At 61.0% G+C, this 23704-nt stretch carries 22 protein-coding genes; 6 read left to right on the top strand and 16 right to left on the bottom strand.

Annotation, left to right across the window (positions count from 1 at the left end; translation table 11 throughout):
• Window positions 1-10: 10 nt before the first annotated feature.
• From AC1Q9F_RS15260 to AC1Q9F_RS15280, 5 genes are all read right to left on the bottom strand, one after another.
• Window positions 11-1039 carry a DUF5924 family protein gene (locus AC1Q9F_RS15260; RefSeq protein WP_007954065.1) on the bottom strand — a complete coding sequence of 343 codons (1029 nt, stop codon included), beginning with the start codon at window positions 1037-1039 and terminating at the stop codon, window positions 11-13.
• 75 nt (window positions 1040-1114) lie between these two features.
• Entirely contained in the window at window positions 1115-2506 is a 1392-nt protein-coding gene (locus AC1Q9F_RS15265; RefSeq protein WP_492620318.1) for a M16 family metallopeptidase, read from the bottom strand.
• A gap of 94 nt (window positions 2507-2600) precedes the next feature.
• On the bottom strand, window positions 2601-4259 hold the full coding sequence (locus tag AC1Q9F_RS15270) for a Na/Pi cotransporter family protein (protein WP_492620317.1): 1659 nt from the start codon (window positions 4257-4259) through the stop codon (window positions 2601-2603).
• 214 nt (window positions 4260-4473) lie between these two features.
• Window positions 4474-5241 carry a TerC family protein gene (locus AC1Q9F_RS15275; protein ID WP_492620316.1) on the bottom strand — a complete coding sequence of 256 codons (768 nt, stop codon included), beginning with the start codon at window positions 5239-5241 and terminating at the stop codon, window positions 4474-4476.
• A gap of 71 nt (window positions 5242-5312) precedes the next feature.
• Complete coding sequence (locus AC1Q9F_RS15280) at window positions 5313-6620, bottom strand: CitMHS family transporter (RefSeq protein WP_492620315.1); 1308 nt, start codon at window positions 6618-6620, stop codon at window positions 5313-5315.
• Between the two features lie 323 nt (window positions 6621-6943).
• On the opposite strand from AC1Q9F_RS15280, the gene AC1Q9F_RS15285 reads away from it, so the two are divergent.
• Window positions 6944-7345 carry a GFA family protein gene (locus AC1Q9F_RS15285; protein WP_492620314.1) on the top strand — a complete coding sequence of 134 codons (402 nt, stop codon included), beginning with the start codon at window positions 6944-6946 and terminating at the stop codon, window positions 7343-7345.
• Here the strand turns inward: AC1Q9F_RS15285 and AC1Q9F_RS15290 are convergent, their stop codons facing one another.
• Window positions 7346-7672: a DOPA 4,5-dioxygenase family protein gene (locus AC1Q9F_RS15290; RefSeq protein ID WP_262193003.1), complete on the bottom strand. Its 327-nt coding sequence runs from the start codon at window positions 7670-7672 to the stop codon at window positions 7346-7348.
• An 84-nt stretch (window positions 7673-7756) separates the two neighbouring features.
• Between AC1Q9F_RS15290 and AC1Q9F_RS15295 the strand changes: the two genes are divergently transcribed.
• Entirely contained in the window at window positions 7757-8416 is a 660-nt protein-coding gene (locus tag AC1Q9F_RS15295; RefSeq protein ID WP_492620313.1) for an NAD(P)-dependent oxidoreductase, read from the top strand.
• 4 nt (window positions 8417-8420) lie between these two features.
• Here the strand turns inward: AC1Q9F_RS15295 and AC1Q9F_RS15300 are convergent, their stop codons facing one another.
• A complete protein-coding gene (locus tag AC1Q9F_RS15300) occupies window positions 8421-9371 on the bottom strand; it encodes a choline sulfate utilization transcriptional regulator (protein ID WP_492620312.1) in 951 nt (316 codons plus the stop codon).
• Window positions 9372-9485: 114 nt separating this feature from the next.
• On the opposite strand from AC1Q9F_RS15300, the gene betC reads away from it, so the two are divergent.
• The 3 genes from betC (at window position 9486) to AC1Q9F_RS15315 (ending at window position 13605) form a co-directional block, all read left to right on the top strand.
• A complete protein-coding gene (gene betC, locus AC1Q9F_RS15305) occupies window positions 9486-11000 on the top strand; it encodes a choline-sulfatase (protein ID WP_492620311.1) in 1515 nt (504 codons plus the stop codon).
• 16 nt (window positions 11001-11016) lie between these two features.
• Window positions 11017-11934 carry a choline ABC transporter substrate-binding protein gene (gene choX, locus AC1Q9F_RS15310; protein WP_492620310.1) on the top strand — a complete coding sequence of 306 codons (918 nt, stop codon included), beginning with the start codon at window positions 11017-11019 and terminating at the stop codon, window positions 11932-11934.
• 102 nt (window positions 11935-12036) lie between these two features.
• The gene (locus tag AC1Q9F_RS15315) at window positions 12037-13605 is read left to right on the top strand and encodes a SulP family inorganic anion transporter (protein WP_192562967.1); all 1569 of its coding nucleotides are present in this window, start codon (window positions 12037-12039) and stop codon (window positions 13603-13605) included.
• 106 nt (window positions 13606-13711) lie between these two features.
• On the opposite strand, the gene aroE is transcribed toward AC1Q9F_RS15315, so the two are convergent.
• Both aroE and hemF read right to left on the bottom strand, forming a co-directional pair.
• Entirely contained in the window at window positions 13712-14533 is an 822-nt protein-coding gene (gene aroE, locus AC1Q9F_RS15320) for a shikimate dehydrogenase (protein WP_492620309.1), read from the bottom strand.
• A 9-nt stretch (window positions 14534-14542) separates the two neighbouring features.
• Window positions 14543-15457: an oxygen-dependent coproporphyrinogen oxidase gene (gene hemF / locus AC1Q9F_RS15325; RefSeq protein WP_007954079.1), complete on the bottom strand. Its 915-nt coding sequence runs from the start codon at window positions 15455-15457 to the stop codon at window positions 14543-14545.
• A gap of 147 nt (window positions 15458-15604) precedes the next feature.
• Here hemF and AC1Q9F_RS15330 point away from each other — a divergent pair, with 147 nt between their 5' ends.
• Entirely contained in the window at window positions 15605-16582 is a 978-nt protein-coding gene (locus tag AC1Q9F_RS15330; RefSeq protein WP_433898796.1) for an NADPH:quinone reductase, read from the top strand.
• Between the two features lie 23 nt (window positions 16583-16605).
• On the opposite strand, the gene AC1Q9F_RS15335 is transcribed toward AC1Q9F_RS15330, so the two are convergent.
• From AC1Q9F_RS15335 to dprA, 7 genes are all read right to left on the bottom strand, one after another.
• Window positions 16606-17937 (bottom strand): phenylacetate--CoA ligase family protein, encoded by a 1332-nt coding sequence (locus AC1Q9F_RS15335; protein ID WP_492634784.1) that lies wholly within the window; start codon window positions 17935-17937, stop codon window positions 16606-16608.
• Complete coding sequence (locus tag AC1Q9F_RS15340) at window positions 17894-19162, bottom strand: aminotransferase class I/II-fold pyridoxal phosphate-dependent enzyme (RefSeq protein WP_492620307.1); 1269 nt, start codon at window positions 19160-19162, stop codon at window positions 17894-17896. Before AC1Q9F_RS15340 ends, AC1Q9F_RS15335 begins: the two co-directional genes overlap by 44 nt.
• Window positions 19159-20253 (bottom strand): DUF3419 family protein, encoded by a 1095-nt coding sequence (locus AC1Q9F_RS15345; RefSeq protein WP_492620306.1) that lies wholly within the window; start codon window positions 20251-20253, stop codon window positions 19159-19161. The genes AC1Q9F_RS15340 and AC1Q9F_RS15345 overlap by 4 nt, the downstream gene beginning before the upstream one ends.
• A 42-nt stretch (window positions 20254-20295) precedes the next feature.
• Complete coding sequence (locus AC1Q9F_RS15350) at window positions 20296-21030, bottom strand: iron-containing redox enzyme family protein (RefSeq protein ID WP_492620305.1); 735 nt, start codon at window positions 21028-21030, stop codon at window positions 20296-20298.
• The gene (locus AC1Q9F_RS15355; RefSeq protein WP_492620304.1) at window positions 21008-21679 is read right to left on the bottom strand and encodes a hypothetical protein; all 672 of its coding nucleotides are present in this window, start codon (window positions 21677-21679) and stop codon (window positions 21008-21010) included. The genes AC1Q9F_RS15350 and AC1Q9F_RS15355 overlap by 23 nt, the downstream gene beginning before the upstream one ends.
• A gap of 271 nt (window positions 21680-21950) precedes the next feature.
• Window positions 21951-22508, bottom strand: coding sequence for an L-threonylcarbamoyladenylate synthase type 1 TsaC (tsaC, locus tag AC1Q9F_RS15360; protein ID WP_007954101.1), 558 nt, complete (start codon window positions 22506-22508; stop codon window positions 21951-21953).
• Window positions 22509-22562: 54 nt separating this feature from the next.
• The gene (gene dprA / locus AC1Q9F_RS15365) at window positions 22563-23663 is read right to left on the bottom strand and encodes a DNA-processing protein DprA (RefSeq protein ID WP_492620303.1); all 1101 of its coding nucleotides are present in this window, start codon (window positions 23661-23663) and stop codon (window positions 22563-22565) included.
• Window positions 23664-23704: the final 41 nt, after the last annotated feature.

The following is a 23704-nucleotide window of genomic DNA, read 5'->3' on the forward strand; positions in this document are numbered from 1 at the left end:
ACGAACACGGTTACTTTTCTTTGGTCGGTGTGCTGTCCGTGACCTCGAAGCGCAGCACGCCAATCACCTGACCGTCTTCGGTCAACACCCGCACCTGCCATTTGCCCGCCGGGTTACCGGGGAAGTTCTGCTTGTGCGTCCAGGCCCGGTAGCCTTCCTTGCGTCCGCCGTGGATGTCGAGGGCGATGCGGTCGACCTCTTTGCCGTTGAACTGCCAGACGTGATAAATCCGCTCATCGAGCCCGCGCGGCGCGTTGATCGCGGTGTAGGCGTAGAGCCCGCCGCCACGGATCTGCTCGGCGCTGACTTCCTTGAGGCTGGCCCCCGGAACCCGGTCCTGCACCTGGGTGCTGATCGCCACGTCGGTCATCCACAACGTCGCCGGCGGTACCCACGAACGCAGGACCCAGCCCACGCCGCCGATGCCGACCGTGATACACAGGATCGCCAGCGCGTTGCGCACGGTGCGGATCGGGAAGATCGACGCCAGGCTCGGGAACGACAACACCACCGCAATCCCCAGCGCCCATTTGAAGCTCTGCGAAGTGGTCAGGTGCATGATCACCGGCAGCGCGGTGAGCAGGGCGGCGAACAGGGTCAGGGTATGCAGCGCAAGGAACGCCCAGCGCCGTGGCGCCAGCCATTTGTAGTAGAGCGGGTCGACGATCGAGATCAGCGCCGCGATGCACAACAGCCCGGTGAAAAACAGCTGGCCGCTGTTCCAGGTGGTGGTGATGAAGAAGAACGGCAGGACGAAAAACAGACTTTCCTGGTGGATCATCTGCGTCGCGTAACGCAGCAGCGGCTGGGGGATTTCCCGTTTGAAGATCCGCGTGAACAGTCTGGTCAGGCTGTTTTCCAGCATCAGCCAGATCCAGCTCAGCAGCATGATCGTGGTGATCCAGCTCGCGAGCCCCTGTTGCCGGTCGACCAGAATGAAGCTGCCGACCCCGGAGATGAAACCGCCGAGCGCGATGACCCCGGGGTAGCGCTTCATCAGTTCGAGAATGCGCTGGATCAGGAGGGTCAATTTAGACATTTGGGCGGTTCACGACAGTCGAGGAAAAAACCCCGACAGAGTACCGCCCGCCGGGCCGCGTGGCGAGGCTGCCGGTCAGTCTGGATGCACGGATTTGCGCCGATGCAGGCGCCAGCCAAGCAGGGTCAGCACCACCACGCCCAATCCGCCTGCCAGCAGCCACAACACCTGATCGTCGCTGATCAGCGGTTTCTCGATCCGCAGATAACCCGGTTGCAGCAGCAACTCGCGCATGGCCTTGTTCGCAGCCTCCAGCGTCACGCCTTGCAGTTCCCGCGCAGGATCGGCAAAACGGCCATCCTCGTAGTCGCCCAAGGCGCTCCAGTAATAGTCGGCCATGGCGCTGGTGCCTTGTACGGCCCACGCCTGATGGGCGATGGCGGCTTGTTTCAAGCGATTGAAGGTGTCGGCGTCGAGGCCGTTTTTCAGCAGGTCGGCTTTGAGGTCTTCCAGCACTTGTTCGGCTTCGGCGATATCACCGCGATCCAGATCGGCGTTAAGGCTCATGAAACCCACGCCGCCGAACACCTCGCGCTCGGCCCACGGCCCGTAGGACAAACCGTGGTTCAGGCGCAATTGGCGGTACAGCGCCCACTCCAGGTACTCCTTGAGCAGGTCGAAGGTTTCGTCGTACTGATCGTCCAGCACCGGCTCCGGCACCAGCCAGTGCAACTTGGCGCTGTTGCCGATGAAGCCGCGAGTGATCGTGCGTTCGTGAGCGGCGCTGGCGCGGATGTCCGGCAGCGGACGGTGTTCGCTCGGGTCGACCGCTTCCAGCGCGCCCCATGCCCGCTCCAGATAGGCCGGCAGCAATTTATCGAGGTCACCGACGACGATCAGGGTCATGTTGTTCGGTGCGTACCAGGCCTTGCGCACCTTCTCCAGCTGCTCGCGGGTCAGGCCATCGACCTCGGCCCGCTGCGGGCATTTGAGGCCCAGTTCGACCGCCAGTTGATTGCTCGCGGTGTGGCCCAGATCCTGCCGGTCGAGGAAGCGTTGCAGCCGGGTGTAATGGCCGCCGTCCTCACGCTCGACCACCCGTTTGGCGGCGTTGATCGCGTTGTCGTCGAAGCGGGTCTGGGTCAGCAGGTCCAGCAGCAGGTCGAGGACCTTGCGCTGGTTTTTCGCCGGGGCTTCGATGACGAACGTGGTGTCGGCGTTGCTGGTGAAGGCGTTCCAGTCGCCGCCGAGGGCTTGCATGCGTTCTTCGAGACCACCTTCGCCGGTGGCGTCGATGCCGCTGAACAGCAAGTGCTCGAGCAGGTGCGGCAACTCTTTTTCATTGCAGTCGAAATCGTCCAGACCGACGCCGATCACCAGCCGGATCGCCACGTGCCCACGCTCGGTGCCGGGCTTGAGCAGCAATTGCAGACCGTTGGGCAGCGCATAACCTTCGACCTGAAAGCGATCCAGGGCGAAGGCGGGCAGGGAACCGAGCAACAGACAGGCGAACAACAGGCAACGCATAACGAGCTTCCATACGGCTGAATTGGAGATCCGTGTCGTCAGTCCGACCGCGAGGCCGAACCTTGAGTTACTGACTGACCACAACCCCAGACGTTCAAGGCGAATGCGTGATGTCCGCCATATCGTCCGCCGCCAGCGCGCCGGTATCGGAAGTTTCCAGCACTACATAGGCGCTGCTGCAGAACAGCGAGTTCAGGCGTTTCATGTCGGCAATCAACTCCAGGTGCAACGAACTGGTCTCGATACTCTGCACGATCTTACGTTGCAACCGGCTGACATGGGCATGGGCCAGACGTCGTTCCTGTGCGCGAAAGCGACGTTTCTCACGCAGCAACTGGCGGGCGCTTTCCTTGTCGCCGCTGAGGAACACCGACAGCCCGAGCCGCAGGTTGGCGATCAATTGCTGGTGCAGGCCGGCCAGCTCTTCCAGCCCGTCTTCGGAAAACGACCGACGCTGCGAAGTCTTCTGCTGCTGCACTTTGCGCAGCATGCGTTCGATCAGGTCGCTGGCCAGTTTGAGGTTGATCGCCAGTTCGATGATCTCCGCCCAGCGCCGACTGTCCTGCTCGCCTAAATCTTCGCGGGGCATCTGCGCGAGATACAGCTTGATCGCGCTGTACAGCGCTTCGACGTCATCGGTCAGCTTGCGCATTTCCTGGGTGACGGCGGTCTGCTTGCCGCGCAGTACGTCGAGGGTCGCGTCGAGCATGTTGTCGATCAGGTCGCCCATGCGCAGGGTTTCCCGGGCGGCGTTGGCCAGTGCCAGGCTCGGCGTGACCAGGGCGGTGGCGTCGAGGTGACGCGGCTTGGCGGTGCCGTTGACCTCCGGGCGCTCCGGCAGCAGCCAGGCGCACAGCCGCGCCATCGGCCCGACGCTCGGCAGCAGGATCAGACAGCGCGCGGTGTTGTAGAGCAGGTGGAAGCCAATGACCATTTCCTGCGGGCTGAAATCCAGGCTGTCGATCCAGTGCACCAGCGGGTCGAGCACCGGAATGATCAACAGCAGCCCGATCAGCTTGTACAGCAGGCTGCCCAGCGCCACCTGCCGGCCGGCGGCGTTCTGCATGCTGGTGCTCATGAACGCCAGCACGCCGCTGCCGATGTTGGCGCCGATCACCAGACCGATCGCCACCGGCAGACTGATCACCGCAGCGCCGGCGAGCGTGGCAGTCAACAACACGGCCGCCAGGCTGGAGTAGGAAATCATCGCGAACAGCGCGCCGACCAGGGCGTCGAGCAGGATATCGCCGGTCAGCGACGCGAAAATCACCTTCACCCCTTGGGCATGGGTGATCGGCGCGGCGGCCTCGACGATCAGTTGCAGCGCCAGGATGATCAGCCCCAACCCGATGGCCACACGGCCCATCTGCCCGAGCCGGGTCTGCTTGCGCGAGAGAAAGAAAATCACCCCGATGAAAATCAGCAGCGGCGACAACCACGACAGGTCGAACGTCAGCACCCGCGCCATCAGCGCCGTACCGACGTCGGCGCCAAGCATGGTGGCCAGGGCCGGGGTCAACGCCATCAGGCCCTGACCGACAAAGGACGTCACGAGCATGGCGGTGGCGTTGCTGCTCTGCACCATCGCGGTCACGAGGATGCCGGCGACAAAGGCCAGCCAGCGTCTGGACATGTTCTGGCCGATCACGTGGCGCAGATTGGTGCCGTACACCCGCAGGATGCCGGTTCGGACGATGTGCGTGCCCCAGATCAGCAGGGCCACGGCAGAGAGCAGATTGAGCAGGGTTAGCATGCAGACCCCCTGTAATAGCAGCGCCCCAGAGGGGCAAGTTGACGGTACCGCGCAATTTCTACGTTCTGATACTTAAGCTGTAGTTGGCTAACGGTCTGGGCGCCAGCATTGCACAGCTAAAGCGGGGATTGAAACAAAAGTGTCATGAAAACAGGTTCATGCAGCCATGAAAAAAGGGCCCGAAGGCCCTTTGATCTGTTGCGCAGCGTTCGGGTTACTGACCCGGAATATCCTTGCGCAGTTTCACCGGATCCTGTTGTTTGCGTTTTTTCGCGATGGCGGTGCGCATCTTGATGTTGATCGCTTCGACCGCCAGCGAGAACGCCATGGCGAAGTAGACGTAGCCTTTCGGTACGTGCACGTCGAACGATTCGGCAATCAGCACGGTGCCGACCACCAGCAGGAACGACAGCGCGAGCATTTTCAGCGACGGATGCTTGTCGATGAACTCGCTGATCTTGCCCGAAGCCAGCATCATCACCAGTACCGCAACGATGATCGCCGCGACCATGACCGGAACGTGGGACACCATGCCGACGGCGGTGATCACCGAGTCCAGCGAGAACACGATGTCGATGATCGCGATCTGGATGATGGTGTAGAGGAAGTTACCGCCCTTGCCGCCAGGCGTGTCGTCGCTTTCGTCTTCACCTTCCAGCGCGTGGTACATCTCCTGGGAGCTTTTCCACAGCAGGAACAGGCCACCGAAGAACAGGATCAGGTCGCGACCGGAAATGCCCTGGCCGAACACTTCGAACAGGTCGGCGGTGAGGCGCATGACCCAGGTGATCGACAGCAGCAACAGGATCCGCGTGATCATGGCCAGGCCAAGACCGAAGATCCGGGTGCGCTGCTGCATGTGTTTGGGCATGCGGCTGACCAGGATCGAAATCATGATGATGTTATCGATGCCCAGAACGATTTCCAGGGCGGTCAGGGTGAAGAAGGCAACCCAGATCTCAGGGTTGGTCAGCCATTCCATGTGTATTCCTTTGAGCGAGTGTTAAACCAGGACGCCAGCAATCAGCTGGCGTCCTGGTGAGTTTGGTACCGTTACAACGTGCTGAACAGCGGGAAAGTGCCCAAAAGCAAGGCAGCTACCAGTATGCACAGGCAGACCAGCACTGCCCACTTCAGGGTGAAACGCTGGTGATCGCCGAACTCGATGCCCGCCAGTGCGACCAGCAGGTACGTCGACGGCACCAGTGGGCTCAGCAGGTGAACCGGCTGACCGACGATCGAGGCACGGGCCATTTCCACCGCAGTGATGCCGTAATGGCTGGCCGCTTCGGACAACACCGGCAACACACCGTAGTAGAACGCGTCGTTCGACATGAAGAACGTGAACGGCATGCTCACCAGCGCCGTGATCACCGCCAGGTACGGGCCGAGGAAATCAGGGATCACCGCCAGCAGGCTTTTCGACATGGCATCGACCATGCCGGTGCCCGACAGGATACCGGTGAAAATGCCCGCCGCGAAGATCAGGCTGACCACCGACAGCACGCTGCCGGCATGGGCGGCGACGCGATCCTTCTGCATTTGCAGGCAAGGATAGTTGACGATCATGGCAATACTGAACGCCACCATGAACAGTACCGGCAGCGGCAGCAGGCCGGCGATCAGGGTGCACATCAGGGCCAGGGTCAGCAGGCCGTTGAACCAGATCAGTTTCGGACGGCGGGCATCCGGGAATTGCGAGACGCTGATTTCGCTGTGATCGATTTCGTCGCCGATCAGGTGCAGCTCACCCAGACGCGCACGCTCACGTTTGCCGTAGAAGTAGGCAATGATCAGGATCGCCACCACACCGGCAGCCATCGCCGGGATCATCGGTACGAAGATGTCCGACGGGTCCACGTGCAGCGCACTGGCGGCACGGGCAGTCGGGCCACCCCATGGGGTCATGTTCATCACGCCGCCGGCGAGGATGATCAGACCGGCCATGATTCGCGGGCTCATGCCGATGCGGCTGTACAGCGGCAGCATGGCGGCCACGCAGATCATGTAAGTGGTCGCGCCGTCACCATCGAGGGAAACGACGAGCGCCAGTACGGCGGTGCCGACCGAAACTTTCAGCGGGTCGCCCTTGACCAGTCTGAGGATCTTGCGCACGGCCGGGTCGAACAGGCCGGAGTCGATCATGAGGGCGAAATACAGAATCGCGAACATCAGCATCACGCCGGTCGGCGCAAGCTTGGTAATACCTTCGAGCATCATCGGGCCGATCTTCGGGGCGAAGCCACCGAACAGGGCGAACAGGATCGGGATGATGATCAGAGCGATCAGCGCAGACAGGCGCTTGGTCATGATCAGGAACATGAACGTGATGACCATGGCGAAGCCAAGGAAAGTCAGCATGGGAATACTCCAGGCGTAGCGCGGCTAGGTAAGTGAGCGGATCGGGCGGATCAGCGCAGAACGGGAAGCACGAGGCGTACGGGCGGAGTTGCAGCGAGGAGGCGGGTTGCAGAGGACATCAGAATCACCATTGTTGTTGTTAATTGGGCCTGTCGTGCGAGCGATCACACGCGTTGGCCAACCGGTCTGTTGCCGGCAGTGGGGGCGATCCTAATCGGGGAACCTTTCAGCTACCTTTCGCCCAAGAAAGCTTTGGGCGAACGGCCAACCGGCCGTCGGATGCGGGCTAGAGTCAATGAACACGGGAAGCGGAGGGCAGGACTATGACTGAGTTGCACAGCGGTGGCTGCCATTGCGGACATATCCGCTATCAGTTCAGCGGAGCGTTGCACGACATCGCCCACTGTCATTGTTCGATCTGTCGAAAGGTCAGCGGCGGCATCGTCACTACCTGGATCACTCTGCCGGCGGCGAACTTCCAGTGGCTTGCCGGGACGCCTTCGCGCTATGACTCGTCGACCAGTTGTGCACGGTTCTTCTGCCCGAACTGCGGCGCACAACTGGCGCTGGTGACGCTGCTCAGCCCCGAGAGCATCGATCTGACGGTAGCCACGCTGGATCATCCAGAGCAGGCCGCCGCCGAGCGGCACATCTGGACCGACAGCCAGTTGCCATGGCTGCACCTGGACGAGCATCTGCCGGGCGAGCCCGAAGAAACCATCTGATTAAAAAATAGACAGATCCAGCGGCCGCATCGCGCCCATCCAGATTGCGTGTTCGGTGTGATCGAGCAAGTCATCGCCGGTGTCCGGGTGCAGGAACACCACCAACCCTTTGCGATTGAGCGCCAACCACGGCAGCACGTCACCGATCAGCTCCGGGCCGAAGGCCAGCTGGCAGCTCCAGTCCGGATGCGGGCCGACCGGACGTTCATGCACGCGCCCCATCTTCAATGGAAACAGCGCTGCCGCCTGCTCACACAGCGCCCGCGCCTGTTCGATCGTGCTGGCGTCGTAATAAACGTGGGCGTGATAACCCTTGATCGTGTGCATCGCAAACCCTCTGAATCGGTTCGAACCCTCGGCGTTGCCCGTATGTCACACGCCATACAAGGGAAAACAAAAGGGACCTCAGCCATGAAAAATGCCGAAACCCCGGCGGTAAAAGTGGTGCTCTATGGTGCCATGAGTAGCCTGGGCAGTGCGTTGATGGCTGAACTGCTGCGCCGCCAGCACGAAGTCATCGCGATCCTCGACGATCTGACGGCGCTCGCGCCACGGCCGGGGCTGCGCACAAAAAGCGGCGACCTGCTCGATGCCGAGCGGGTCAATCAGAGCGTGGCCGGCAGCTCGGCGGTGATCTGCCTGCTCAATGCGCCGGGCTTGCCGCTGAGCAGCGATCATGTTGAAAAATCCGTGGTGCTCGGGCCGGTGGAACAAGTGCTGGCGGTGGATGCGTTGATCGATGGATTGCAAGCGGCGAACGTCTCACGGCTGTTTGTTATCGGCGAATTCGAATCATTGGACGATCCGGAAAACGCCGACCCACTGCAACGCCACGCCGCCGAAGAAGTGCGCGAAGCCCTGCAAAGCAGCCCGCTGCACTGGACGCTGGTGAATGCACCGCGCAGCGTCGCCGGGCTGACGATCGAACATTTCAGTCAGGTCGGCCGCACGCTTGAACCGGGTCTGGCCGAACCGCTGGAACGCCTGAACCGGGTGGCGGTGGGGATTGCCGATGAGCTGCGGCTGAATCTGCATCTGCGTCAGCACGTGGATTTTGTCGCCGCCTCTTGATCCGTTACACAGCAATCGAAGGCAACGGCAGCCCGGCCAGGGATTCGGCGCTGCTTGCCTGTTCGGCCATCAGCCAATCCACGAACGTCTGGATCAACGCGCCCCGGCGTTTGCGCTGCGGCAGCACTACGTAATAACCGAGGCGCGACAGGGTGGTTTCGGCGATCGGCCGGCACAACAGCCCTTGGGTGAGCAAGTTATCCACAAGGTGACGCCAGCCGATCGCCACACCCTGACCGCCAATCGCCGCTTGAATCAACAAGGTGTAATTGTCGAACCGCAACTGACCAGGCGCCGGGGGCGTGCTGATGTTCAGCGCGCGAAACAGACCGCTCCAGTCGAACCAGTTGCTGCTGTTTTCCCCGCGCAGGTGCAGCAGCGGAAATTCCATAAGTGCCTGGGCCGGCAAGGGCAGGGGACGATCCTTGAGCAGTTGCGGGCTGCACACCGGAAACACTTCTTCGCTGAACAGCCAGTGACTTTCGCCCTGTTTGAAGCGACCGTCGCCGAACAGCACGGCAACGTCGATATCCGGGCGCAGCATGTTGTGATTGCGCTCGCTGGTGACCAGGCTCACGTCCACCTGTGGATAAGCTTCATGGAAACGATGCAGCCGCGGCATCAGCCAATACGCAGCGAAGGCGAAATCGGTGGCGACCTGCAGCACCTCATGTTGCTGCTGCGTGCTGATCGCGCTCAATCCTGCGTCGATATTCTGCAAACCGAGGGTAACCTGCTCGAACAGGATCGAGCCGAACTCGGTCAGTTCGATGCCTCGGTAGATGCGGTCGAACAGCCGCGTTCCTAGCTGTTCCTCCAGCCGTTTGATCTGCTGACTGATCGCCGGTTGCGTCGTGCCGAGCTCAACCGCCGCAGCGGTAAAACTGCGATGACGGGCCGCGGCTTCGAAGGCGCGCAGCAGGTCCAGCGACAAATCACCGAGAGCTTCATACATAAGCTGTGCTTATCCTAGTCATTGTCCGGCGCGGGCTTTACCGGATATTGCGTGGAATCCATGCTCGATCGCAGCAATGTCGCATAAATATTCACTATGGAATGCCGCGATCACATGAAGCGCAAGAACATTCTTTTCATCATGGCCGATCAAATGGCCGCGCCAATGTTGCCGTTCTACGGCCCGTCGCCGATCAAACTGCCGAATCTCAGCCGCCTCGCCGAACAAGGCGTGGTGTTCGATGCCGCGTACTGCAACAGCCCGCTGTGCGCACCGTCGCGTTTCACCCTGGTCAGTGGCCAGTTGCCGAGCAAGATCGGCGCCTATGACAACGCCGCCGATTTCCCTGCCGACATTCCGACCTACGCTCACTACTTGCGCCGCCTCGGTTACCGCACCGCGCTGTCGGGCAAGATGCACTTCTGCGGGCCCGATCAACTGCACGGTTACGAAGAGCGCCTGACCAGTGACATTTATCCGGCCGACTACGGCTGGGCGGTGAACTGGGACGAACCGGATGTGCGGCCGACCTGGTATCACAACATGTCTTCGGTGTTGCAGGCCGGCCCGTGCGTGCGCACCAACCAGCTCGATTTCGACGAAGAGGTGGTGTTCAAGGCTCAGCAATATCTGTTCGACCATATTCGCGAGGACGGCGACCAGCCGTTCTGCCTGACCGTGTCGATGACTCACCCTCACGACCCGTACACGATTCCCAAGGCGTTCTGGGATTTGTACGACGATGCGGATATCCCGCTTCCGACGACGCCGGATCAACACTCACTCGATCCGCATTCCCAACGTTTGCTCAAGGTTTACGACCTGTGGGATAAGCCGCTGCCTGTGGATAAGATTCGCGATGCGCGACGCGCTTATTTCGGCGCCTGTAGCTATATCGACGCCAACGTCGGCAAACTCCTGCAAACCCTCGAAGATTGTGGGCTGATGGACGACACCGTCATCGTGTTTTCCGGTGACCATGGCGACATGCTCGGCGAGAAGGGCCTTTGGTACAAAATGCACTGGTACGAAATGGCCGCTCGCGTGCCCCTGTTGATAAGTGCACCCGATCAGTTCAAATCGGGCCGTGTCAGCTCTGCCGTCTCCACCGCCGACCTGTTGCCGACCTTTGTCGAACTGGCCGGGGGCAACCTGGAACCGAATCTGCCGCTGGACGGCCGTTCGTTGGTGCCGCATCTGCAAGGGCAGGGCGGTCACGACGAGGTGTTCGGCGAATACATGGCCGAAGGCACCGTCAGCCCGCTGATGATGATCCGCCGTGGCGCCTTCAAATTTATCTACAGCGAAACCGACCCTTGCCTACTCTTCGATGTGGATAACGACCCACGCGAGCAGGAAGAACTCAGCCAATCACCGCAACATCGCCAGCTGTTCGACGATTTTCTCGCCGAAGCACGTGCCAAGTGGGACATACCGGCAATCCACCGCGAAGTCCTCGAAAGCCAGCGTCGCCGGCGTTTCGTCGCCGAGGCACTGACGATCGGCAAGCTGAAGAGCTGGGATCACCAGCCGCTGGTGGACGCCAGTCAGCAATACATGCGCAACCACATCGACCTCGATGACCTGGAGCGCAAGGCCCGTTATCCACAACCCTGCCAAAACCAATAACGTTAAGGGGAAGTCCATGGTCAAGTTATCCACAGTCGTGACGATCAGTCTGCTGGCACTGGGCAGCGCATCCGCGTTCGCCGAGAGCTGCGACACGGTGAAAATGGCCGATCCCGGCTGGAGCGACATTGCCGCGACCAACGCCATCACCGGGTTTCTGCTGGATGGCATGGGCTACAAGGCCAAGGTCGACACCCTCGCCGTGCCGATCACCTTCGGCGGCTTGAAGGATGGCCAGGTCGACGTGTTCCTCGGCAACTGGATGCCGGCGCAGCAGGGCTTCTACGACAAGTTCGTGGCCAGGGGCGACGTCACCCAACTGGCGAAGAACCTCGACGGCACCGAATTCACCCTGGCCGTACCGGATTACGTGTGGGACGCGGGTGTGCATAACTTTGCCGACCTGAATAAGTACGCCGATAAATTCGAGAAGAAGATTTACGGCATCGGCTCCGGCGCGCCGGCGAACATTTCGCTGCAAGAGATCATCAAGAAGAACGACTTCGACCTCGGCCAGTGGAAGCTGATCGAGTCCAGCGAACAGGCGATGCTCGCCGAAGTGTCCCGGGCGGTGAAGAAGCAGAAATTCGTCACCTTCCTCGGCTGGACCCCGCACCCGATGAACGTGCAGCTGAAAATGCATTACCTCAAGGGCGGCGAGAAGTACTTTGGCGACACCGGCAGCGTCTACACCCTGACCCGCAAGGGCTACGCCGAGGCTTGTCCGAATGTGGGTAAATTGCTGACCAATCTTTCGTTCACTCAGGAGATGGAGAACAGCATCATGGCCGAGGTGGTGAACAAGAAGGTCAGCAATGCGGAGGCGGTGAAGGCCTGGATCAAGGCGAATCCGGCGGTGCTGGACAAGTGGCTTAATGGGGTGAAGACCGTGGACGGCAAAGATGCGTTGCCGGCCGTTAAAGCCAAACTGTAACTGCGCGGGCCGATCGTTCCCACGCTCTGCGTGGGAATGCCGCAATGGACGCTCCGCGTCCCGGGCTGCGTACAATGCGCAAAATTTCACCCGAGAGGATCCATGGCCCTCCCCAGCCGTCGCTCACTTTTCCCCTTCCTGACCTGGCTGCCCCGGCAGACCCGTGCCAGCGTCGGGCGGGACCTGGTCGTCGGCCTCAGCGGGGCGATTCTCGCGTTGCCCCAGTCGATTGCCTACGCGCTGATTGCCGGTCTCCCACCGGAATACGGGCTCTACGCCGCGATCGTTCCGGTATTGATCGCCTGCCTGTGGGGCTCGTCGTGGCATCTGATCTGCGGCCCGACCGCAGCGATTTCGATTGTGCTGTTCGCCAGTGTCAGTCCGCTGGCCGTGCCTGCGTCGCAGGACTACATCACCCTGATCCTGCTGCTGACCTTCCTCGCCGGGATTTTCCAGTGGCTGCTCGGCCTGTTGCGCTTCGGCGCGCTGGTGAATTTCGTCTCACACTCCGTGGTGCTGGGTTTCACCCTCGGCGCGGCTGTGGTGATTGCCATCGGTCAATTGCCGAATCTGCTGGGGCTGGATCTGCCGGCCAAGGCCACGGCGCTCGCAAGTCTGATGGATCTGCTGCGTCATCTCGGGGCTGTGGATAAACCGTCGCTGGTCCTTGGTGTGGCCACGGTGGTGGTCGGTGCGTTGCTCAAACAATGGTTACCGCGTTGGCCAACGCTGTTGATGACCTTGGTCCTCGGCAGTCTGGTGGTGTGGCTGTGGCCGGCGATGTTCGGTCATGTTCAATTGGTCAGCGCGTTTGTCGGGCGCTTGCCGCCGTTCAGTGGATTGCCGCTGGATATGGACCTGATCCTGCGCCTGCTGCCCAGTGCCGTGGCGGTGGGCATGCTCGGGCTGGTCACCAGCCTGTCGATTGCCCGTTCGATTTCCGCGCGCTCGCAACAGTTGCTCGATGCCAATCAGGAAGTCCGCGCGCAGGGCCTTTCGAACATTGTCGGGGCGTTCTTTTCAGGATCGTTGTCCGCCGGCTCGTTCACCCGTTCCGGGCTGAGCTACGAGGCCGGGGCCTGTTCGCCGCTCGCCGGAGTGTTTTCGGCATTGTGGGTGGCGTTGTTCGCGATTTTCGGTGCCGGGCTGATCGCGCACATTCCGATTCCGGCCATGGCCGGCAGCATTCTGCTGATCGCCTGGGGACTGGTGGATCATCGCGGCATTCGCGCGTTGCTGCGGGTCAGCCGGGCGGAATTCGTGGTGATGAGCCTGACCTGCGTCGCCACGTTGCTGCTTGAGTTGCAGACAGCGATCTATGCCGGCGTGCTGGCCTCGCTGTTTTTCTACCTCAAACGCACTTCGCAACCGAGGGTGCAGCACTGGCGCGATGGCGAAGACGATGTGCTGCGGGTCGGCGGGTCGATCTTTTTCGGCGCCAGCCACTACCTGCAAGTACGCCTGCAACGGATGCACGGCGCGCGAGTGGTGATCGAGGCGCAACAGATCAACTTCATCGACTATTCAGGCGTGGAAATGCTCCATCAGGAAGCGCGGCGCCTGCTGCGCCAGGATCGCAGCCTGACCTTGCGTCAGGCGCGACCGCAGGTGGTGGAGGAGTTGCGCAAGCTCGAAGGGCCGGAGAAATGTCCGATCCGCTTCGAAGATTGAATAATAAAACCATTGTGGGAGCGAGCTTGCTCGCGATGGCGTTCTGTCTGTCACATTGATGCTGGATCTGGCGACGTCATCGCGAGCAAGCTCGCTCCCACAGGGTTTATTCCGCCAACTGCCGACGCAATTCCGCCAGAACCGGCGCCGTGTCCGGGCGCACACCGCGCCACAGGAAGAAGGCTTCGGCCGCCTGCTCGGCCAACATGCCCAAGCCATCCATCACCACACCTGCGCCGTGCTCGCTGGCCCAGCGGCAGAACGCGGTCGGTTCCTTGCCGTACATCATGTCGTAGCACAGAGTCTTGCCAGGTTCGATCAGGCTTGGCGCAATCGGCGGCACGTCGCCGGTGAGGCTGGCGGAGGTGGCGTTGATGATCACGTCCACTGGCTCGCGCAACCAGTCGTAACCACTGGCCGACACCGGTCCCAGATCACAGAACAGTTCGGCCAGCAGCTCGGCCTTGTCCACTGTGCGGTTGGCGATGATCACCGAGGCCGGCTTTTTCGCCAGCAACGGCTCCAGCGCACCGCGCACCGCACCACCGGCGCCGAGCAGCAGAATGCGTTTGCCGGTGAGGCTGAAGCCGGCGTTGACCGTCAGATCCCGCACCAGCCCTGCGCCGTCGGTGTTATCGCCGAGCAGGCTGCCGTCGGCCAGTTTGCTCAGGGTGTTCACCGCACCCGCGCGTTCGGCGCGGGCGGTCAGGCTGTTGGCCAGGCGATAGGCATCTTCCTTGAACGGCACGGTCACGTTGGCGCCGCGACCTTCCTGGAAAAACGCCGTGGCGCAGCCGGAAAAGTCCTCGAGCGGCGCCAGCAGGGTGCTGTAGTCGAGGCTTTGCCCGGTCTGTTCGGCGAACAGTTTGTGAATCATCGGCGACTTGCTGTGGCCGATCGGGTTACCGAAAACAACGTAACGATCCATCGGAAATCCTCAGGCCTGGGCCAGCCAGTCGCGATCTTGCAGGAAGTACTCGGTCAGGCGCGCTTCTTCGCTGCCCGGCTCGGCTTTCCAGTCGTAGGCCCAGCGCACTTGCGGCGGCAGCGACATCAGGATCGACTCGGTGCGCCCGCCCGATTGCAGGCCGAACAGGGTGCCACGGTCGTAAACCAGGTTGAACTCGACGTAGCGGCCGCGACGGAATTCCTGGAACTCGCGCTGCTTGGCGGTGAAGGCGTCGTTCTTGCGGCGCTGCACGATCGGCAGGTAAGCGTCGATGTACGCATCGCCGATGGCGCGCATGAAGGCGAAACTGGTGTCGAAATCCCACTCGTTCAGGTCATCGAAGAACAGGCCACCGATGCCGCGCGGCTCGTGGCGATGCTTGATGTGGAAGTAGGTGTCGCACCAGGCCTTGTAGCGCGGGTAGACGTCCGGGCCGAACGGCGCGCAAGCCTGTTCGGCAACGCGGTGCCAGTGGATGCAGTCTTCTTCGTTGCCATAGTACGGGGTCAGGTCGAAGCCACCGCCGAACCACCAGACCGGTTCTTCACCTTCCTTCTCGGCGATGAAAAAGCGCACGTTGGCGTGGGACGTCGGCACATGCGGGTTGTGCGGGTGGATCACCAGCGACACGCCAAGGGCTTCGAAACCACGCCCGGCCAGTTCCGGCCGATGGGCGCTGGCAGACGGTGGCAGGCCACTGCCGAAGACGTGGGAAAAGTTGACGCCGCCCTTTTCGATCACCGTGCCGTTCTCGATCACCCGGGTCCGACCGCCACCGCCGGCCGGACGGGTCCAGGCGTCTTCGACGAAGCGCGTGCCGCCGTCTTCAGTTTCCAGCGCGGCGCAGATGCGGTCTTGCAGGTCGAGCAGATAGGCCTTTACGGCGTCGGTGCGGGTCGTCATGGCTTCACCTTGGATCGGGCGGAACTGCGCGGCGCCCCGCGCAAATGGGCGCGTAGCATACCATCGCAAACCGGCACGCCGCAGTTGACGAAGATCAAGCATGAGCGTTCGATAGGGACCTTCCCAAATGACCCAAGGAGTAGGCAGATGGCCAAGCGAATCCAGTTCCGCGCCCACGGCGGCCCCGAAGTGCTCGAGTACGTTGACTATCAACCGGCCGAACCCGGTCCGCAGCAGGTTCGCGTGAGCAACAAGGCCATCGGCCTGAACTTCATCGACACCTACTACCGCAGCGGCCTGTACGCGCCACCGGCGTTGCCGTCGGGCGTGGGTGCGGAAGGCGCCGGTATTGTCGAGGCCGTTGGCAGCGAGGTCACCCGGTTCAAGGTCGGTGACCGCGTAGCTTATGGCAGCGGTCCGCTGGGTGCATACAGCGACGTCCACGTCCTGCCGGAAGCGAATCTGGTGCACCTGCCGGACGCCATCAGCTTCGAAACCGCCGCCGGCGTGATGCTCAAGGGCCTGACCGTGCAGTACCTGCTGCGCCAGACCTACGAACTCAAGGGTGGCGAAACCATTCTGTTCCACGCAGCGGCCGGGGGCGTCGGTTTGCTCGCCTGCCAATGGGCCAGAGCCCTGGGCGTGAAGCTGATCGGCACCGTCAGCTCGAAAGCCAAAGCCGATCTGGCCAAGGCCCATGGCGCCTGGGAAACCATCGACTACAGCCACGAAAACGTCGCCCAACGGGTGCTGGAATTGACCGACGGGAAAAAAGTCCCGGTGGTCTACGACGGCGTCGGCAAGGACACCTGGCCGGCTTCGCTGGACAGCGTGGCACCCCGTGGCCTGCTGGTGAGCTTCGGCAATGCGTCGGGGGCGGTGGACGGCGTGAACCTGGGGATTCTGGCGGCGAAAGGTTCGCTCTACGTCACCCGGCCGACCCTGGCGACCTACGCCAACAACGCCGAAAACCTGCAGCGCATGGCCGACGAACTGTTCGGGATGATCACCAGCGGCAAGCTGAAAGTGGATATCAGCCAGCGTTATCCACTGGCTGACGCGGCGAAGGCGCAGACCGAGCTGTCGGCGCGGCGCACCACGGGCTCCACTGTCCTGCTGCCCTGACCACCGATGACCTCGGCCCATCTTCATGACGGTGCCGGGGTCTGTTCCAGCGTCACAAAAAACGGCGTCTTGCCGGTCAGGGTGGTTTCGAATTTCTGACGAGCAAGACGCTTCACTTCCAGCCCCAGCACACCGGGCAACCTGAGCAATGCGCTGGCCTGTCCTTCGAACTGCAACGCTTCTTCAATGACGCTTCGTGTGTCGGCTGTCAGTGCGTCCTCGGCGAGGACCAGACGCATGCGTGCCCCCTCGGGCCGTCGATCAATCTGCACCTGGACATCGGTGGCCTGCAATGGCGGCAAAAGCTGCCGGAGTACCTGCAATACCTGTGACTGTGTGATGAGCGCGCCACCCAGTTTGATCGATGTCTCGACCCGCCCCTCAAGCGCCAGCACCGGCATGGAACTGCCACAGGCACACTTCGTCACTGTGCGCAGGATTCGCCCACGATCCCCGATCCGGTAGCGCAACAGCGGCACGTGATCGGGCAGCAGTGGCGTCAGCAGGAACTCACCGGGTTGCTCTTCAGCCACAGCTTGGAGGGTCAGTGGATCAACCACTTCGAGCAGCATGGCGTCGGCATGCAGGTGATAAAAACCGTGCTCCAGATGGGCACATTGAAAACCGATGGGGCCGGTCTCCGTCGAGCTGTAGCCCAACGAGCGAATGTTGAGCATCGGCCAGTCCCGGGCCAACTGGCCGCGCAGCGTTTTGCTGCAGGGTTCTCCAATGTAATAAAGCCACTTCAGGCTGCCCAATTGCATGGCGCCGACTTCTTTATGGTTGAACAACGCGGCGGCGAAGGAGGGTGTGCATATCAACGCATCCACCTTGTGTGCCTCAATCAGCTCAGCAACGCGTTGCACGCCCATCTGTGAACCGGCAGGCAACAGGCGTGCGCCAATTTGCTGGACGATGGCCGACGCGTATTGAAAGGCACCCTGCATTTCCCCGGCCGTCAGGCAGTTGATGACCACCTCAGGGCGTTCGTCCGTCGCACCGAACATCCGTGCCCCCAAGGGCACGATTGCAGCGTTGAACGCCCAGGAATGGCTGATCTGTTTGCGATTGCCGGTGCTGCCTCCCGAGGTCAGGGTCAGTCCGCCGCCCGGCGCTCGATGTGAAGCTTCACCGAGCGCGGAAAACAGCCCGCCGCCGGAACCGTCTTCCACCGCCAGAACCGGCAGCCGATGCAGATCGGACAAGTTCTGTACTTCCAGGATTCGCGGATACAGCGCACGGAACCACGGCAGAGAACGGGCGTGAGCCAATTTTCGTACGAAGGCCTCGGCCGATACATCCGTGACGAGTTCATTGCTCATGGCCGCGCCCTCCCTGACGAATGCCCAGCTCATCGAATCCGCTACGGACGGCGTTCGCCAGAGACTCCAACTGGTGCTGACTGTGGCTCGCGCTGATGGCCAGACGCAAAATCGCCTCGCCCTTGGCCACCACCGGAAACAGCGCGGTAGTGACCGCCGTACCCTGCCGGCGCATATGCTGCGCCAGGCTGATCGCATCTCTCTCGGCCCCGACGCGGACAAAACGAATGGGGGACGCGACGTGATGATTGCCCAGCACTGGCCCCAGCAAACGGTCGATCGTGGCGATGTTTCGCCACAGCGCCACCTGCAATTGACCCAGCTCCGGCGACAAATGGATTTTCCCCGAAGCGACTGCCGCGCCCACCCCGCCAACGGACAATGGTCCGCCAAACGTGTAGGTCGATGCATGGCGCCTAATCATCTCGGCATCCGCTTCGGTGCGCACAGTGATCGCCCCGCCGGTTGCGCCGAACGCCTTGGACAACGACGACAGCAGGATCAGCCGGCCACGCTGTCGTTCTTCCGCCGCGTCCAGCGCGTAACCACCTCCGGCCACGCCATGGATCGAGGTACCGTGGGCGTCATCCGCATAGAGATAACCGTCGAAACGCTCCGCCAGTTGCAGCAGCCGGTTGATCGGGTAAACACCACGCATCGAACCAATGCTGTCGGTCAGGATGATGGGCGTATTACCCGCCGCGACCGCCGTTGAGCACGCTTCCTCCACCTGCTCTACATCGCTGCAATCGCGGCGCTGAATCGGGCCGAATTGCCAGAGAATGCCTTGCAGCACTTGCATCGAAGCATGAGCGGCACGATCGACAATCCAGCAGGGGCCACGACGCACGGGATACGAGGGCATCTCACCGGAGCCGAGCAGCGGCAGACAACCGAGGTGCGCACTGCCCACGGAGTTGAAGGTTACCGAATGCCCCTGAAATATCCGGTTCAGCAGTTCATCCAGCTCACGCATGGGTGGCAACAGCGCCCGGGTTCGTGCGGCGGCGAACTGCACGCCGAAAGACTCCGCGGCGCTCACCGCTCCTTGGATCAAGCGAGGATCACACTCCAGCCCCAGATAAGAACACGAGAGGAACTCGGTCAGCCGCTCGCCGCTTTCGAGTTCGATCTCTTTGCCTTCACGTTTAGCCAGTTTCAGACCATTGAGCCCGGCATCGAATAGCTGTTGCTGATCATCACGCGCTTGCCGGACACGGTTTTTGACCCAATTGACGGTCGGTTGAAAAGTGTTCATCGGGATACCTGCAAAGAGGGTGTGCGGCGATAAACCTGGACATGCCAGAGCTGGGTTTTTTCTCGCGCAATGTCTGCCTGGTAGTGCTGGGTGATATCGCAGAAACCTGCGCAATCGGGTCGCACCACATGCAAATGCCCCCGCATGACCACTTGTGCGTTTTCTGCCAGGGCCGGGGCCAGGCGCTGCAAAACGTTCTTGCCGGCAACTTCGGGCATGAAAGAAGGCACGTCCGACAGCGATACAAAATCGATGGCGGTTTCCCCGGCAGCGCAGTCGAGGATGTCGGTCTGCACCACGCGTAACTCGCACTGCTGAAGTCCCTCATGGGCCCGCTGGAAAATTGCCGGATCGCACTCCAGCGGAAAGCCTTGTGGATAACGCAGCTCACCGAAAAACAGCATTTGCAGGAAAAAGCTCTCGCGGACCACCTGAGTGGTGAACAACGTATGGAAAATTTCCAGATACGCCGCGCGGGAACTGATCCCCAGGTTGTTGGGTGGAAACGCGCCCTTGTACAACAGCGAATTGAGGACTGCTGCGTTTCCCAGCAAAGCGATCACGGCTTTCCAGCGCTTGAGGGGAAAGCGGTTTCGGTAATATTCCGTTTGTTCATCAAGCTGACTGAACTGAAAAATGCCCCGACCGGCCTTGCCGGTAAACAGTCCAGTGATCTTCGCCAACCGCTTCAGGGTCTGCTCGAATGCGCCCATGTAAATCGGCGCTTCCCAACGTCGGGACTGGAAGAACGCCGACAGCCACTGACGATCCGCCGACGGTAAAACCAGTTGCTGGAAAATGGTGCGGCGTCGCGCCCGCATACTTTCCATCCGATAGCCCATGAACGCCATGAACGACTCGTGATCGGTCTGTTCCAGCAGGGCAAAACGCAATCGGGTCAACGCCAGTTGCGGCGCGCTGATATCGGTACAGGTCATGCGTGCCGGGGCGGCGGCCAGCAGCGGCAAAAGCCGGCCGCCGCATCCGGCGATACCCAGCACGTGCCTGGCACTTCTGGGCAGGATCGCGTACTCAAGTGCGGTGTCCTCATCCCCCAGCGTGTAGTTGAGCCGGTCAAAATAATCAGCCATGTCTGCCCCCAGCCTTCTGATCTGGACATGGGCGGGCGGCCTTCATTGGTTGTCCAGCGCATGGAGGAAGTCATAACGGGGCGCTAGCCCGTTTTGCCAGGCCTCGAACTGCTCATAAACCGCCTCGAGCATGTTGCCGGTCAGGCGCAGGCTGGTTTCCATCACAGTGGCTATCGCATCCCAGTCTTCCTGACGCTTGCAGGTGCGCTGCAACATGACTTTGATTTCGTTGAAGTGCTCGATGTCTATGTCGGAATGCGCAATGAAGAAAGTCAGTTGAGCGGGTTTGAGCGCCAGTGTTTCACTCAGGCTATCAATGAGAGGAGTAATGAACTGGTAGGCATTTTCTGCCCAATAACTATAACCAAGCCGTTGTAGGGGGTTACCGGTAAAGGAAATCCAGTATAAGTACGCGATCAGCACATCGGTGGTCGGAAGTGCTGGCGGAATATCGAAAATTTCATTCTTTAAACCTAGACTCATGACATCATGCAGTGCCATTTTTTCATGACCGACTTCCTGTGCCGCATGTTCAAAACAGAACTTGGCATACACCGGATTATCCGCATGTCTAACACCCACCAGTCCTTGATTTCGCGCATTGTGCGCCGTGTAGTGAAAAGTCTGGATCATGTAGATCGCATATAAGGCTTTTGAAACGCTACCTTCGCGGATGGCATTCACCAGCCGCGAACTTTCCAGAATATCGGCCCATGACTTTTCGATTCGCTCATCGAGCAGGCTTAATTGTTGTTCAAAACTGAGAGGCGAGTTCATCTACTGGGTTCTCCAATGGGTTGGCGAGCAGGTGGGCAGACTGTTGAAGTGCTGTGAGGATTTGCTGCCATTGAGCCGAGAGCAGCCAGTAATCGCCGCGTTGGCGTTGTTCGATGCGCAGGGCGTCGGTGGTGATGGGCGTCAGGCCGAAGCGCTGGAACAGTCGCCGCTGTGGTGATCGGCAGAGCGCGGTAACGCCCTCATAACCCCGCGTGACCGCCCATTCCGTGGCAGCCGCCAGCAGGCCGTTGATCGACATGGGGAACTGATTCTGCGAGTGGCTGATCAAGCGGCTGAACTCGACATGGCGCGACAGCGTCGTGGCGGGAGACAGTTGCTGCTGCGCCAGTGAGGCCCATTCGAACGGCGCAGGGGTCACTCTCAATACGGCCGTGGGCCTGTCGTGCTGATACAACAAAAAGTGGGTACTGCGCGAAATAATCGCCAGGCGTGTTTCAAGAGACCTGGCTCTGGGTGTCAACATGTAGTGCTGCAATCGCAGCCGAAAATGACGGGAAACAAACCGTTCAAACTCTCGTGTGTCTGATCCTGCTTCAAGAATAACGACGCGATAGTTTTCATGACGCCTTTTAAAGGTCGTCTGAATCTCTTGCAGATAATCCGTTAATTGCGAATCCCTGATATCCATTTCTTCTCCGCAGCCGTTAACTTTTCGAAGTTTTCTGAGCGCATTGAAATAATGAATGGTTTTAGAAAAATCGCCACTGTGTGGCTTCTGAGAATAACGTCGGAAAAATTACAACAATTGAATACTTAAAGATTCATCTGACGTAGAAAGGAAAAATTCAAACAAAACGCGGGGCTATAAATTCAGCTAAATGAAGGAAAAGTCGCAGGCACGCGTAGTACTCCTCGCCATGAAAGCCGAGGAGTACTCACATGATTAACCAAGGGTGATATCAGGCCGGGCGCACGATATTGCCGGTGGCCAGATCCCGAATGAGGCTCGGGTTCTTGCGACCGCCAAGCGCTCCGCCGAGTACCAGATCGACCTGGCCTCGGAAATATTGCTCGACCCGCAAGCGACTCTTCGCCGCCGGCCGCCCCTGCGGATTGGCCGACGTGGAAATCAACGGCCCTACCAGCGAGCACAGATCCCGCACCTGCGGATGATCGCTGACCCGCAGCGCCACGGTGTCATGCACCCCGGTCACCCACTCCGGCAACAGGTTCTGATGCGGCACCAGCCAGGTGTTCGGCCCTGGCCAGGTGCTGGCCATGCGGTCGATCCAGTCCTGGGGGAAATCCTCGAACAGGAAATCGAACTGACGAATGTTGTCGGCGACCAGGATCAAGCCCTTGTCCACCGAACGGTTCTTGATCGCCAGCAGACGATCCACCGCTTCTTCATTCCAAGGATCGCACCCCAGCCCCCAGACGGCTTCGGTTGGATAGGCAATCACCGCCCCGGCGCGAATCTCTCGTGCGGCTTGTTGCACACGCCAACTGTTGACCATGAAAAACTCTCCGCAAACAGGTTTCGCGCAGTTTACCGATCTTCAATGTAAAACCTAGCTCACGCGCGCAAACCAGCGGCCGTTTTCGCACACCGCGCGGCCATCCATCTCCAGTTCTGTGAGTGCCGCCAGCACTTTGGGCAGCGCCCAGCCACTGCTGTCGGCCAGGCCCTCGCTGGTGTGCGGCGCCGCGTGCAGCAAGCTCAACAACGGGTTCTCCGGATTCGCTGCGGCGGTGGAAACCGGCAGATGCTGCCAGCCGCGCAGGGCTTCGAGAATGTGCTCGATGGTTTCCACCAGCACGGCGCCGTCACGGATCAACTGATGACAGCCCCGGGCGCCGGGGTGGTGGATCGAGCCCGGAATGGCGTACACCTCGCGCCCCTGTTCCGCCGCCAGCCGTGCAGTAATGAGCGAACCGCTGGCAACGCTGGCCTCGACCACCAACACGCCAAGGGACAAACCGCTGATGATCCGGTTGCGCCTGGGGAAGTTGCTCGCCGTCGGCCCGGTGTCCAGAGGGAACTCCGAAAGCACTGCACTGCCGGACGCAATCATCGCGTCCGCCAGCCGTCGGTTGCGCTGTGGATAAAAGTTTTCCAGACCGGTACCGAGCACGCCGACCGTTTGCCCGCCGACGTCCACAGCGGCTTGATGCGCCGCCGCATCGATGCCCAGCGCCAGGCCGCTGGTGATGACGAATCCGGCCCTCGCGAGGCTGCGGGAAAACGCAGCGGCAGTGTCCATGCCCGGGCGAGAGGCGCGGCGACTGCCGACCATTGCCAGTTGCGGTTTTTCCAGAATCCGTGGGTCGCCAGCGACGAACAGCAAGGGCGGCGGGTCGGGAATCTGCGCCAGCAAGGCCGGATAATCCGGGTGATCCCACATCAGCAAATGTTGACCCGGACGCTCTAGCCAGCGCAATGCGTGGCTGGCGCCGTCGCGAACTTCAGGGCAGCGTCTGGCCTCGGCGCTGGCCGCCGGCAATCCTAACGAGCGCCAGGCGCTGGCCGGTGCGCTGATCGCCTTCGAGGCGCAGCCGAAGGCTTCGAGCAGTTTGGTGAAACGCTTGGGACCGACTTCCGGCAAACGGTGCAGGCGCAGGCGCGCTTCCAGTTCCGCCGGGGAAACCGACGGAGAGACAGGCATCATCATGGATCATCCTTGATCGTTATAAGGCCCGAACCTTTCGGAAC

Source organism: Pseudomonas sp. GW823-FHT04A03 (genome assembly GCF_058796615.1).